Raw genomic sequence first — 12,189 nt, 5'->3', positions numbered from 1 at the left:
GCGCCTTCCTTATTTCTGATGGCGAATACGTGGATTAGCCAATCCATACAGGATGTCCACCACGAAGTTGACCAGGATCACCAGGCAGGCGATCAGCAGGATGCCGTTCTGCACCACCGGGTAGTCACGCGCGCCAATCGACTCGATCAGCCATTTGCCGATGCCCGGCCAGGAGAAAATGGTTTCGGTCAGCACGGCACCGGCGAGCAACGCCCCGATCTGCAGGCCAAACACTGTGAGTACCGGGATCAGTGCGTTGCGCAGACCATGCACGAACACCACCCGCGCCGGCGACAGGCCCTTGGCCCGCGCGGTACGGATATAGTCCTCACGCAGCACTTCGAGCATTGCCGAGCGGGTCATGCGGGCGATTACTGCCAGCGGAATGGTACCGAGCACGATGGCCGGCAGAATCAGGTGGTGCAGGGCGTCGGCGAATGCACCCTGCTCATCGCTGAGCAGGGTGTCGATGAGCATGAAACCGGTCACTGGCGGGATGTCGTAGAGCAGGTCGATACGCCCGGACACCGGCGTCCAGCCCAGCCATACCGAGAAGCACATGATCAGCAGCAGGCCCCACCAGAAGATCGGCATGGAGTAGCCGGCCAGGGAAATGCCCATCACGCCATGATCGAATAGCGAGCCACGCTTGAGCGCGGCAATCACTCCGGCGATCAGCCCCAGGCTGCCAGCGAACAGCAGAGCCGCGAGGGTGAGTTCCAGAGTGGCGGGAAACAGGGTGGTGAACTCGTCCCACACCGGTGTGCGGGTACGCAGCGACTCGCCTAGATCACCGCGGGCCAACTGGCTGATGTAGTCGATGTACTGAGCGTACAACGGCTTGTTCAGGCCCAGGCGCTCCATGGCTTCGGCGTGCATCTGCGGGTCGACCCGGCGTTCACCCATCATCACCTCCACCGGGTCTCCGGGGATCATGCGAATGAGCGCGAAGGTCAGCAGGGTGATGCCGAAGAAGGTGGGAATCAGCAAGCCCAGACGGCGCGCAATGAAACTCAGCATGTGGGTGGGTAACTCCTAATCAGAACGGTATCGAGCAGCCTGGAATTCTGGCGATTCCTCCGCCCACGTTGCAGGTTAGCTGTTCGACCACGGCGGGACCCGGGCGTTTGCCCGGGTTCACCGTTTAAAGGCGGTGCGCGAAAGCTATCAGTCGTTGCTCACACCGATGAAGCTGTTGCGCCCGAAGGGGCTGATCTGGAAGCCTTTCACGCTGGCGCGCATCGGCTGGTAGACGGTGGAGTGGGCGATCGGGGTAATCGGCACCTCACGCTTGAGCACCACCTGAGCCTGCTTGTATAGCTCGCTGCGCTCTTGCTGATCGGTGACGCGCTTGGCGGCGACCACCAGCTTGTCGTATTCGGCATCGCACCATTTGGAGAAGTTGTTGCCGTCTACCGAGGCGCAGCCGTACAGGGTGCCGAGCCAGTTGTCGGGGTCACCGTTGTCGCCGGTCCAGCCGATCAGCATGGCGTCGTGCTCGCCGGCATGGGCGCGCTTGATGTACTCGCCCCACTCGTAGCTGACGATGCGTGCCTTTATACCGACCTTGGCCCAGTCGTTCTGCAGCATTTCAGCCATCAGCCGGGCGTTGGGGTTGTAGGGGCGCTGTACAGGCATGGCCCACAGGGTGATCTCGGTGCCTTCCTTCACCCCGGCGGCCTTGAGCAGCTCCTTGGCTTTTTCCGGGTTGTAGGGCGCGTCCTTGATCGACTCGTCATAGGACCACTGGGTCGGCGGCATGCCGTTGACGGCCAGTTGGCCGGCGCCCTGGTACACGGCATCGATGATCGCTGACTTGTTCACGGCCATATGTTGTAGGCGATGTAGCCGAGGTTGTAGCCCGGCTCGGTCGGCACACTGAGGTTCTTGTCCGCTTGCAGGCCCTGGAGGTCGGCCGGGCGCGGGTTGAGGGTGACGTGACATTCGCCGGCGCGCAGTTTCTGGGTGCGCACTGAGGTGTCGGTGTTGATCGAGAAGATCAGGTTATCGATCTTCACCTGCTCGGGCGCCCAGTATTCCTTGTTGCCCTTGAAGCGGATCACCGCGTCCTTCTGGTAGCGGCTGAACACAAACGGGCCGGTGCCGATTGGCTGCTGGTTGATCTGCGATGCCTTGCCGGACTTGAGCAACTGGTCGGCATATTCGGCCGAGTGCACGGCGGCGAAGCTCATCGCCAGGTTCTGCACGAAGGCGGCGTCTACGGCGTTGAGGGTAAAGACCACGGTCTTGTCGTCGGTCTTCTCGATCTTGGCGATGTTCTGGTCCAGGCCCATATCGGTGAAGTACGGGAACTCGCTGGGGTACGCCTTGCGGAACGGGTGGTCGCGATCGAGCATGCGCTGGAAGGTGAACAGTACGTCGTCGGCATTGAAGTCGCGGGTCGGCTTGAAGTAATCGGTGCTGTGAAACTTGACCCCTTCGCGCAGGTGGAAGGTGTAGGTCAGACCGTCTTCGCTGATATCCCACGAGGTGGCCAGCGACGGTTGCGCCTTGGTACCGCCGCGCTCGAACTCGGCCAGGCGGTTGAACATGGTTTCCGACGAGGCATCGAAGTCGGTGCCGGTGGTGTACAGGCCGGGGTCGAAACCGCCCGGGCTGCCTTCGGAGCAATACACCAGGTTACTGGCCTGGGCGAACGAAGCACTGGTGAGCAGGCCTGCGGTGAGCAGGGCCTTGCACAGGGGAGACATGCGCATGCGAACCTCTTTTTCTTTTTGTTCGCGCCTGGGTTCAGCGCGAGCTCGGAATGCGGTGAAGGCGGATAGCCCACCGGGTCGAGCTCGAAATTAAGTCATGCTGAAATTGCGGTCAACAAAAATTAAGCAGCACTAACATTGCGCATAATTGCCCCGAATTGGAGCAAAAATTCACTCGTTGGCAGGGTGGTCGCCGAATAGCGCCATGGTGGTCATGGTCAGCACTTCGGCCGGCGCATCGGCGATATTGGCCAGGCGATGCAGCTTGCCGGCATCGAAATGCACTGAGTCGCCGGGGCCTAGGGGATACTCGCGACCCTCGATGGTGTAGACGATCTGCCCGCTGAGCACGTAGGAGAATTCCACGCCCTCATGAGCGATCAGTTCCGACTGATACCCCACTGGGATATTCATCTTCACCGCATTGATCGAGTTGCCGGGAAAGGTACTGGACAGGCGCTCGTAGGCCAGCAATTGGCTGCCTACGGTGTAGCGCACCCGCTCGTTGACGTGGGAATCCGGCTGCACCTGGGCGGGTTGGTCGAACAGCATGTTGAGCGGTATGTCGAGCGACTTGGCGATGCTCGCCAGCGACGACAGCGATACGCCAGTCAGGTTGCGCTCTGCCTGGGACAGGAAGCTGGCGGTCAGGCCTGCGTCGGCCGCTACTTGATTGAGGGTCTTGCCGGCGGCCCGCCGGTAGCGGCGCAAGCGTTCGCCAATGCGATCTGCGGTCATGGAAGTGGTTCGCTATTCGGATCGTCGCAGTATAGCCATGAGCGACAGGGACTTCAGCCCGGTGCGAGTAGCCTTTTAAGTCCAGCTGAAAAAAACTTTGACCAAAATTTAAGTTGGACTTAAATTTTGCCGCAGCGAATTGCCAGCGACGATGTGCGTTGTGGGCGTCAGACGAGGATGGGCAAATGACACTGGGAGTGGGCGGCAGCACGCCGGAGCAGGCCTTGGCGCGCCTGCAGGACATGACGGCCGGTGCGCTGCCGATCAGCGAGGCGGAGTACCAGGCGCGTATCGCACGGGCTCAGGTGTTGATGCGTGAGCAGGGCATCGCCGCGCTGTTTCTTGCTGCAGGCAGCAACTTGCAGTACTTCACGGGCGTGCAGTGGAATGCCAGCGAGCGCATGGTCGGCGCAATTCTGCCGGCCAGCGGCGCACTGGAGTATCTGGCGCCGGCGTTCGAGGAGGGCACGATACACGACTTCCAGGTCGTGCCCGGCGCGATCAATACCTGGCAGGAGCATGAAAGCCCTTATGCGCTGCTTCTGAACTGCCTGAAGCGCCTGGAAGTTTTGCCCAATGATGGTGCGCAGCCGCAGCTAGGTATTTGTTCTTCCTTGCCTTTTTTCATGTTCGAGGGCATCCGCCAACTGACCAGCGGTTACCGTTTCGTCGACGCCGGACGCATCACCACGGCCTGCCGCCAGTGTAAATCGCCCGCCGAAATCGCCCTGATGCAGCGTGCCAAGGACATGACCCTGGAAGTACACAAGGCGGCTGCGAGCATCCTCCATGAAGGCATCAGCACCACCGAAGTCGCCGAGTTCATCCGCGAGGCTCATCGTCGTGTCGGTGCGCCAGGCTCGATCTTTTGCATCGTGCTGTTTGGTGCGGCCAGTGCCTTCCCCCATGGGGTCAAGCATGCGCAGCGGCTCAAGGACGGCGACATGGTGCTGATCGACACCGGCTGCAAGCTTCACAGCTACCTGTCGGACATCACCCGCAGCTACGTTTTCGGCACGCCCAGCGCGCGCCAGCGCGCGTTCTGGGACAAAGAGAAAGCCGCTCAGCAGGCGGCGTTCGAGGCGGCCACTCTGGGAGCACCCTGTGCGGCGGTGGACGCTGCGGCGCGGCGTAGCCTGGAGGAGGGCGGGCTTGGACCTGGCTACAGCTTGCCAGGTTTGCCGCACCGTACCGGCCACGGCATCGGCCTGGACATTCACGAGGGGCCTTATCTGGTCGACGGCGATAACACCCCGCTGGCAGAGGGCATGTGCTTCAGCAATGAACCGATGATCTGCGTGCCGGGCGAGTTCGGCATTCGCCTGGAAGATCATTTCTACATGACCGCCAACGGCCCGCGCTGGTTTACCCAGCCGAGCCATTCGGTGGACGATCCCTTTGGGCTTGGCGCGTAACCAGCTTGCTAGAAACAGAAACGCCCGGCCAATCGGCCGGGCGTTTTCATTTACGCGACTGCGTTACTCGATGCTTACACCATAAAAGGAGTTGATTCCGAAGGGGCTGATCTTGAAGTCCTTAACCCGCGTACTCATTGGCTGATACACCGTTGAGTGGGCAATTGGCGTGTTCTGCACGTCGGCCTTGAGCAGATGCTGGGCCTGTTTGTACAGCGCCGTGCGCTCCTCCCGATCATTGATCGCCTTGGCCTTTTTCAGCAGCCCGTCGAACTCCCTGTTGCACAGGCGGCTGTAGTTGTTGCCGCCGATAGAGTCGCAGCCGTAGAGCACGCCCAGCCAGTTATCGGGGTCACCGTTGTCACCGGTCCAGCCGATCAGCAGCGCGTCATGCTCGCCGGCCTTGGCGCGCTTGTTGTACTCGCCCCATTCGTAGCTGACGATGCGTGCCTTGATGCCGATCTTGGCCCAGTCGGCCTGGAGCATCTCGGCCATCAGCTTGGCGTTGGGGTTGTACGGGCGCTGCACGGGCATGGCCCACAGGGTGATTTCGGTGCCTTCTGGCACGCCAGCGGCCTTGAGCAGTTCCTTGGCCTTTTCCGGGTTGTAGGGGGTGTCCTTGATGGTGTCGTCATAGGACCACTGAGTCGGTGGCATGCCATTGACCGCCACCTGGCCGGCGCCCTGGTACACGGCGTTGATGATCGCCTGCTTGTTCACCGCCATGTCCATGGCCTGGCGCACTTCAAGCTTATCGAACGGCTTGTGCTCGGTGTTGTAAGCCAGGTAGCCGACGTTGAAGCCAGCCTGTTCGGGCATCTGCAGTTTTGGATCTTTCTTCAGTGTTTCCAGGTCGGCTGGGCGCGGGAACACGCTGACATGGCATTCGCCGGCGCGCAGCTTCTGCATGCGAACGGACGGGTCGGTGTTGATGGCGAAGATCAGGTTGTCGATCTTCACGTCCTCGGGGAGCCAGTATTCCTTGTTGCCCTTGTAGCGAATCTGCGCGTCCTTCTGGTAACGGCTGAACACGAACGGGCCGGTGCCGATGGGCTTCTGGTTGATGTCCGATGCTTTGCCAGCCTTGAGCAACTGGTCTGCATACTCGGCCGAGTGGATCGATGCGAAGCTCATCGCCATGTTCTGGATAAAAGCCGCATCAACGGTGTTGAGGGTAAAGCGCACCCTGTGATCGTCGAGCTTCTCGATCTTGGCGATATTGTTGTCCATACCCATGTCGGTGAAGTACGGAAACTCCGTCGGGTAGGCCTTACGGAACGGGTCGTCCTTGTTGAGCATACGGTTGAAGGTGAACAGCACGTCATCGGCGTTGAATTCGCGACTGGGTTTGAAGTAGTCCGTCGTGTGGAATTTCACGCCTTGGCGCAGGTGGAAGGTGTAGGTGAGACCGTCATCGCTGATGTCCCACTTTTCCGCCAAACCAGGCGTGACGGCAGTGCCACCGCGCTCGAACTGCGACAGGCGATTGAAAACGGTTTCTGCGCCTGCATCGAAATCGGTGCCGGTGGTATAGAGCCCGGGGTCGAAGCCCGCTGGACTGCCTTCGGAGCAGTACACCAGCGTACTGGCGGCCTGGGCGAAGGGGGCGCTGGCGATCAAGCCGGCGGCAACAAAAGCCTGGATAAAGGCGTTCTTGTGCATGGCTACCTCATGTTTATTGTGTTTTCCGTGAGGGGTCTGCTGCAGGAAAGCGTGGCGTGTCAGATCGTGACGAGCCGGGCCTTAACCCTAGACCTTGTTGGAAGCTATGCACGGGGTGTGCCGAAAACCAGGCGGGGTGTTGCCATGAGGTTGCGACAGTGTTCGCAACCTCATGGCTAAGTGTGCTCAGCGCGGGGATTACCTCAATTACATCTGTACTTCGATAACACCATCAGCGGTCAGTGTTACCTGGCTGGTACCCGCCTCGACTTCCGGGGTCACGCTATCGCTGGAAAACGAAGCGCCCTTCATGGCTTCCATACGCATTGGCGGGCGGACGAAACCGCCGCTGTTGAGACCGAGGCTGACCAGCTTGTAGCTCTTGCCACCCAGCGCATCGGTGGTCAGTTGCGCGCGCTCCTTGAAGGCTGCGACGGCGTCCTTGATCAGCGTGTCCTCTTCTTTCTTGCGTGTGGCGTCGGCGATGCTGAAGCTCATGCCGCCCATCTTCAGGGTTTTCAACATGTCGCCAGTAAGCTTTGAGAGGGCTGCGAAATCGGCGCTTTCCAGGCGGATCTCGGCACGCTCACGCCAGGCGATGATTTCCTCACCTTTCTCGCTGTACACCGGATAGCTGTTGCGGCTGCCTTGGGACACACTCACGCCTTTCACACCGCGGGCCTGGGTCAGCCCGGCATTGAGGGTACGGGTGATCTCCGCGGCGAGAGTGGCCGGATCCTTTTGCTGGGCTTCGGTGTACAGGGTGACCTGCATCAGATCATGGGCCACTTCATGGCTGACCTGAGTGCTCATGGATATCTGGTTGTAGCGCGGCTCATCGGCCTGAGCGGCGATGCTGAACAGACCGGCAGTGCTCAAGGCCAGGGCGGTGGCAAGGCGGGACAGTGGCTGCATGGTGATTCCTTATCCGTGACGTATGCGGCCCATTGGCCGCGTTCACAAGGGTAGACGAGGCGGATGACCGATTCGGGTTAATCCGTGTTGAAAAAATATCTGCCACTATCTGACCGCCGATTTTCAGAGGCGATCCTTCTCTGAGGGCCTGTTGCCGTTTCGTTCGCAGCAAGGCGGTTCGCGACGAAACGAAAGCAGACCCTAGCGTCAGCTTGTAATCGCTGCGGCGTGTTGCCGCAGTAGCGCATCGGTACGCTTGGTTATACTCGCCAGGCTCAGATAGAGCGTAGAGGATTGTTGATGCTCGCACCCGTCCAACTGCTATCGGCCAGTCGCCAGAACCTCTGGCGCCTGACCCTGATCCGTATCCTGGTGCTCGCGGCCCAGGCCGGCTCGGTCGGTCTGGCCTACAAGTCCGGCTTGCTGCCGCTGCCCTGGACCGAGCTCAGCCTGACCCTGGCCGTGTCGCTGGTGCTGTGCCTGGGCACCGCCTTGCGCCTGCGCGGCCCTTGGCCGGTGACCGAGCAGGAATACGCAGTGCAACTGGGCTTCGACCTGATCATCCACAGCGTGTTGCTGTATTACGCCGGTGGCTCGGCCAATCCTTTCGTGTCCTACTACCTGGTGCCGCTGACCATCGCCGCGGCGACCCTGCCGTGGCTGTTCACCATCACCCTGTCGGGTCTGGCGCTGGCCGGCTATACGCTGTTGCTGGTGTGGTCGCACCCGCTGGAGTTGCCACCTGGGCCGCGCGAAAGCCTGCTGATTTACGGCATGTGGCTGAGCTTTGCCCTGGCGGCGGCGTTGATCACTTTTTTTGTGGCGAAAATGGCCGAGGAGCTGCGCGACCAGGATGAGTTGCGCGCCGAGCGCCGCGAGGAGGGCCTGCGTGACCAGCAGTTGCTCGCCGTGGCGACCCAGGCGGCGGGCGCGGCCCATGAGCTGGGTACGCCGTTGGCAACCATGAGCGTGCTGATCAAGGAGCTGCGTCGCGAGCACCAGGATCCCTTGTTGCAAGAAGATCTGGCGGTGCTGCAGGAGCAGGTCAAGCTGTGCAAGGAAACCCTGCAGCAACTGGTGCGCGCCGCCGAAGCCGACCGCCGCCAGGCGGTGGTCGAGCAATCCTCGGTCGAATGGCTGGAGACCACCCTCAACCGCTGGCACCTGATGCGCCCCGAGGCCAGCTACCGCTACCAGTGCCTGGGGCGTGGTGCGCCACCGCGCATGATGCCGCCCGCCGACCTTACCCAGGCGCTGCTCAATCTATTGAATAATGCCGCCGATGCTTGCCCGGACAAGCTCGACATCCGCCTGGACTGGGATCACCAGTGGCTGCGCCTGAGTATTCGCGACTTCGGCGCCGGGGTGCCGCTGGCGATTGCCGAGCAGCTGGGCCGACCTTTCTTCACCACCAAGGGCAAGGGCTTCGGCCTGGGGCTTTTTCTCAGCCAGGCCAGCGTGACCCGCGCCGGGGGTACGGTAAAACTGTACAACCACGAGGAAGGCGGTACGCTCACCGAACTGAAATTGCCGCGTGCCTACAGCAGGACCTGATCATGACTGACGAGACCGAATCCCTATTCGACGGCGAAGAGCAGCCGCACCTGCTGCTGGTCGACGACGATCCTACGTTTACCCGGGTCATGGCGCGTGCCATGAGTCGACGTGGTTTACGCGTATCCATTGCCGGCTCTGCCGAGGAAGGCTTGGCCATGGCCGAGGCCGACCTGCCGGAATACGCCGTGCTCGACCTGAAGATGGAGGGCGACTCGGGCCTGGTGCTGCTGCCCAAGCTGCTCGAGCTGGATGCCGAGATGCGCGTGGTTATCCTCACCGGCTATTCGAGCATCGCCACCGCTGTGGAGGCGATCAAGCGTGGCGCCTGCAACTACCTGTGCAAGCCGGCAGATGCTGACGACGTGCTGGCCGCTCTGCTGACCCAGCATGCCGACCTCGACACCCTGGTGCCGGAAAACCCCATGTCGGTGGACCGCCTGCAGTGGGAGCATATCCAACGCGTGCTCAGCGAGCACGAAGGCAATATCTCCGCCACAGCGCGCGCCCTGGGCATGCACCGGCGCACCCTGCAGCGCAAATTGCAGAAACGCCCGGTACGGCGTTGATCACGGGGTTGTAGGCGCAAGGGTGTAGGCGCGAATTTATTCGCGATAGCTTTTGAAAGCGTTGCAGAAGTCACGGCCTTCGCTAGCAGGCTAATGCTTAGCCAGCTAGCATGTGTTGTCAGATAACTCCCGGTGCCTCCCATGTTTGCCGTCTTCCAGCAGACCCTCGCCATCACCGCACCGGTGTTCTCCATGCTGTTTCTTGGGGTTGCGCTCAAGCGTCTGGGCTGGATTGATACCGCCTTTATCAATACGGCCTCGTCCCTGGTGTTTCGCGGCACCATGCCCACGCTGCTGTTTCTCGGCATCATCAAAGCCGACCTGAGCATGGCGCTGCGGCCGGCGCTGTTGCTGTATTTCATCGGCGCCACCCTGGTGTGTTTTCTGCTCGCCTGGGCTTGGGCGATCTGGCGGATTCCTCAGGCTGACCGCGGCATCTACACCCAGGGCGCGTTTCGCGGCAACAACGGCATCATTGGCCTGGCCCTGGCCACCAGCATGTACGGGGATTACGGCCTGTCGGTGGGCGCGGTGCTCGGTGGGGTGGTAATTCTCTGCTACAACACCCTGTCTTCAATCGTCCTGGCGATCTACAGCCCTGAGACCCGCTCCGACCCCTGGACACTCTGCAAGAGCGTGCTGAGCAACCCGCTGATTATTGGCGTGCTGTTGGCTATTCCTTTCGCTTACTGGCAGATACCGCTACCCGGCTGGGCGCTGATTTCCGGCGAGTATTTCGCGCAGATGACCCTGCCGCTGGCGCTGATCTGCATCGGTGGCACCCTCAGCCTGGCATCGTTGCGTGCCAGCAGCGGCGTGGCACTCAGCTCCAGTTTGATGAAGATGCTCTGGCTGCCGCTGCTGGCCACCCTGGGCGCCTGGCTGTACGGCTTTCGCGAGGCGGATCTGGCGATCCTCTTCCTCTACTTCGCCAGCCCGACTGCGGCGGCCAGTTTCGTCATGGCCCGAGCGGTCAACGGCAACCATGAGCTGGCCGCGGCGATCATCGTGATCACCACGCTGATGGCGGTGCTGACCACCAACCTCGGGCTGTTGCTGCTGCAGTGGGGCGGCTGGATTTAGCTGTCGGAAAAACCATGGCGCTTCCAGGCCCGTGCGGCCACCACCAGCAGGGTGATGGCGGTGAGCGGTAGCACGTAACCGAGCATGGCATCAGCGAAGGCGTTCACCTGTGGGCGGCCAGTGGCAAACAGCGCCAGGTAGCCGATGTAAGCGGCGTAATAGGCCAGAAACAGCAGGCCCTCCCAGCGGTTGATACGAAAACCGGAGAAGAAGATCGGTAGGCAGGCCACCGCGACGGCGATCATCACCGGGAAGTCGAATGCCAGGGCGTTGGGTGAAACGGAAATGGCCGCCGGCGAAACCAGCGATGCACTGCCCAGTACCAGCAGCAGGTTGAAGATATTGCTGCCGACGATATTGCCCACGGCGATGTCGCGCTCACCACGAAAGGCCGCCAGCACCGATGTCGCCAGTTCTGGCAGGGAGGTGCCGATGGCGATCACGGTCAGGCCAATGATCAGCTCCGACAGGCCGAGGGCACGGGCCAGGCTGACAGCACCTTCGACCAGCAGCGTCGAGCCACCCACCAGCAGACCCAGACCCAGCACGATCAGCAGCAGATCGCGGACCCAGGCGAAGCGCGTGCTGGGTTCCTTGAGGCCGAATTCGCGGGCGAACTCGTCATCCTCGCTGACTGCCGCACGGCGGCTGCTGATGATCAGGAACGTGGTGTAAATGACCACGCAGGCAACCAGTAGCGCACCATCAAGGCGGCTGAGCTGGCCGTCCCAGGCCAGGGCGTAGACCAGCAGACTGGCGCCGATCATCAGCGGTACGTCGAGACGAATCAGCTGGCGTGATACCACCAGCGGCGCGATCAGCGCCGTACAGCCCAGCACCAGCAGCACGTTGGCGATATTGCTGCCCAGCACATTACCAATCGCCAGATCACCGCTGCCGGCAAACGAGGCCTGTACGCTAACAGCCGTTTCCGGTGCGCTGGTGCCGAATGCCACCACAGTCAGACCGATCACCAGCGGCGCAATACCGAAGCGTGCTGCCAGTTTGGCGGCACCGCGTACCAGCACGTCGGCCCCTACGACCAGCAGCACCAGCCCGGCGATCAGGTAGACGGCGGTCATTACAGTCATAAACAGTCAATCCTCGTGGTTGTAGGCGCGGGCTTATTGCAGTTGTTCGACCCGCACGGGCACCACGCCTGCGCGGATCATGTCCAGTTGCTCGGCGGCCTTGCGCGACAGGTCAATGATGCGCCCGCGGGCGTAAGGCCCCCGGTCATTGATGCGTACCACCACGCTGCGCTCGTTGCGCAGATTGGTCACCCTTACTCGCGTACCGAACGGCAAGGTGCGATGGGCAGCGGTCAGGGCGTTCTGGTCGAAGCGCTCACCGCTGGCGGTCTTGTTGCCGTGGTGCCGAGCGCCGTAGTAAGACGCTTGGCCTTCGTTACGGTAGCCGTTGGCGTCAATCGAGCCTTGGCTGGCGCAGCCGCCCAGCATGGCTAGGGCTATCAGTAAAGTCGCTAACGGACGCATGTTGGCTCCCCTTGGCCATGCTGCTCACAAAGCAACGCCG

Annotated in this window: 10 protein-coding genes and 1 pseudogene; 4 read left to right on the top strand and 7 right to left on the bottom strand. The window is 61.5% G+C overall.

Annotated features, from left to right (window positions below; translation table 11 throughout):
- Nucleotides 1–9 precede the first annotated feature (9 nt).
- The 3 genes and pseudogenes from BMW49_RS10875 to BMW49_RS10865 all read right to left on the bottom strand — a co-directional run bounded on the left by BMW49_RS10875 (nucleotide 10) and on the right by BMW49_RS10865 (nucleotide 3,455).
- Entirely contained in the window at nucleotides 10–1,020 is a 1,011-nt protein-coding gene (locus BMW49_RS10875) for an ABC transporter permease subunit (protein ID WP_069517999.1), read from the bottom strand.
- Nucleotides 1,021–1,167: 147 nt separating this feature from the next.
- A pseudogene (locus BMW49_RS10870) lies at nucleotides 1,168–2,711 on the bottom strand (ABC transporter substrate-binding protein).
- 177 nt (nucleotides 2,712–2,888) lie between these two features.
- Nucleotides 2,889–3,455, bottom strand: a complete 567-nt coding sequence (locus BMW49_RS10865; protein WP_069517997.1) for a cupin domain-containing protein — start codon at nucleotides 3,453–3,455, stop codon at nucleotides 2,889–2,891.
- A 185-nt stretch (nucleotides 3,456–3,640) separates the two neighbouring features.
- Here BMW49_RS10865 and BMW49_RS10860 point away from each other — a divergent pair, with 185 nt between their 5' ends.
- Entirely contained in the window at nucleotides 3,641–4,870 is a 1,230-nt protein-coding gene (locus tag BMW49_RS10860) for a M24 family metallopeptidase (protein WP_069517995.1), read from the top strand.
- Nucleotides 4,871–4,933: 63 nt separating this feature from the next.
- On the opposite strand, the gene BMW49_RS10855 is transcribed toward BMW49_RS10860, so the two are convergent.
- A complete protein-coding gene (locus BMW49_RS10855; RefSeq protein ID WP_069517993.1) occupies nucleotides 4,934–6,532 on the bottom strand; it encodes an ABC transporter substrate-binding protein in 1,599 nt (532 codons plus the stop codon).
- Between the two features lie 207 nt (nucleotides 6,533–6,739).
- On the bottom strand, nucleotides 6,740–7,447 hold the full coding sequence (locus BMW49_RS10850) for an SIMPL domain-containing protein (protein WP_069517991.1): 708 nt from the start codon (nucleotides 7,445–7,447) through the stop codon (nucleotides 6,740–6,742).
- A 300-nt stretch (nucleotides 7,448–7,747) separates the two neighbouring features.
- Between BMW49_RS10850 and BMW49_RS10845 the strand changes: the two genes are divergently transcribed.
- The 3 genes from BMW49_RS10845 (at nucleotide 7,748) to BMW49_RS10835 (ending at nucleotide 10,653) form a co-directional block, all read left to right on the top strand.
- Nucleotides 7,748–9,001: an ATP-binding protein gene (locus tag BMW49_RS10845; RefSeq protein WP_069517989.1), complete on the top strand. Its 1,254-nt coding sequence runs from the start codon at nucleotides 7,748–7,750 to the stop codon at nucleotides 8,999–9,001.
- 2 nt (nucleotides 9,002–9,003) lie between these two features.
- Nucleotides 9,004–9,570, top strand: a complete 567-nt coding sequence (locus BMW49_RS10840) for a response regulator transcription factor (RefSeq protein WP_069517987.1) — start codon at nucleotides 9,004–9,006, stop codon at nucleotides 9,568–9,570.
- Nucleotides 9,571–9,711: 141 nt separating this feature from the next.
- The gene (locus BMW49_RS10835) at nucleotides 9,712–10,653 is read left to right on the top strand and encodes an AEC family transporter (RefSeq protein WP_069517985.1); all 942 of its coding nucleotides are present in this window, start codon (nucleotides 9,712–9,714) and stop codon (nucleotides 10,651–10,653) included.
- Here BMW49_RS10835 and BMW49_RS10830 read toward each other — a convergent pair.
- Together BMW49_RS10830 and BMW49_RS10825 are read right to left on the bottom strand one after the other, a co-directional pair.
- Nucleotides 10,650–11,744 (bottom strand): calcium/sodium antiporter, encoded by a 1,095-nt coding sequence (locus BMW49_RS10830; RefSeq protein WP_069517983.1) that lies wholly within the window; start codon nucleotides 11,742–11,744, stop codon nucleotides 10,650–10,652. The genes BMW49_RS10835 and BMW49_RS10830 overlap by 4 nt on opposite strands.
- A gap of 33 nt (nucleotides 11,745–11,777) precedes the next feature.
- Nucleotides 11,778–12,149: a septal ring lytic transglycosylase RlpA family protein gene (locus BMW49_RS10825; RefSeq protein WP_069517981.1), complete on the bottom strand. Its 372-nt coding sequence runs from the start codon at nucleotides 12,147–12,149 to the stop codon at nucleotides 11,778–11,780.
- Nucleotides 12,150–12,189: the final 40 nt, after the last annotated feature.

This window comes from Pseudomonas cuatrocienegasensis (genome assembly GCF_900110925.1).
In the GTDB taxonomy this organism is placed as follows: Bacteria; Pseudomonadota; Gammaproteobacteria; order Pseudomonadales; family Pseudomonadaceae; genus Aquipseudomonas; species Aquipseudomonas cuatrocienegasensis.
Note: the sequence above shows the minus strand (reverse complement) of the source record. Positions and strands in the feature narration are given on the sequence as shown.

Excerpts from the sequence above, each read along its gene's own strand:
- BMW49_RS10875 (WP_069517999.1), bottom strand. The coding sequence starts at position 1,020 with ATGCTGAGTTTCATTGCGCGCCGTCTGGGCTTGCTGATTCCCACCTTC.
- BMW49_RS10865 (WP_069517997.1), bottom strand. The coding sequence starts at position 3,455 with ATGACCGCAGATCGCATTGGCGAACGCTTGCGCCGCTACCGGCGGGCC.
- BMW49_RS10860 (WP_069517995.1), top strand. The coding sequence starts at position 3,641 with ATGACACTGGGAGTGGGCGGCAGCACGCCGGAGCAGGCCTTGGCGCGC.
- BMW49_RS10855 (WP_069517993.1), bottom strand. The coding sequence starts at position 6,532 with ATGCACAAGAACGCCTTTATCCAGGCTTTTGTTGCCGCCGGCTTGATC.
- BMW49_RS10850 (WP_069517991.1), bottom strand. The coding sequence starts at position 7,447 with ATGCAGCCACTGTCCCGCCTTGCCACCGCCCTGGCCTTGAGCACTGCC.
- BMW49_RS10845 (WP_069517989.1), top strand. The coding sequence starts at position 7,748 with ATGCTCGCACCCGTCCAACTGCTATCGGCCAGTCGCCAGAACCTCTGG.
- BMW49_RS10840 (WP_069517987.1), top strand. The coding sequence starts at position 9,004 with ATGACTGACGAGACCGAATCCCTATTCGACGGCGAAGAGCAGCCGCAC.
- BMW49_RS10835 (WP_069517985.1), top strand. The coding sequence starts at position 9,712 with ATGTTTGCCGTCTTCCAGCAGACCCTCGCCATCACCGCACCGGTGTTC.
- BMW49_RS10830 (WP_069517983.1), bottom strand. The coding sequence starts at position 11,744 with ATGACTGTAATGACCGCCGTCTACCTGATCGCCGGGCTGGTGCTGCTG.
- BMW49_RS10825 (WP_069517981.1), bottom strand. The coding sequence starts at position 12,149 with ATGCGTCCGTTAGCGACTTTACTGATAGCCCTAGCCATGCTGGGCGGC.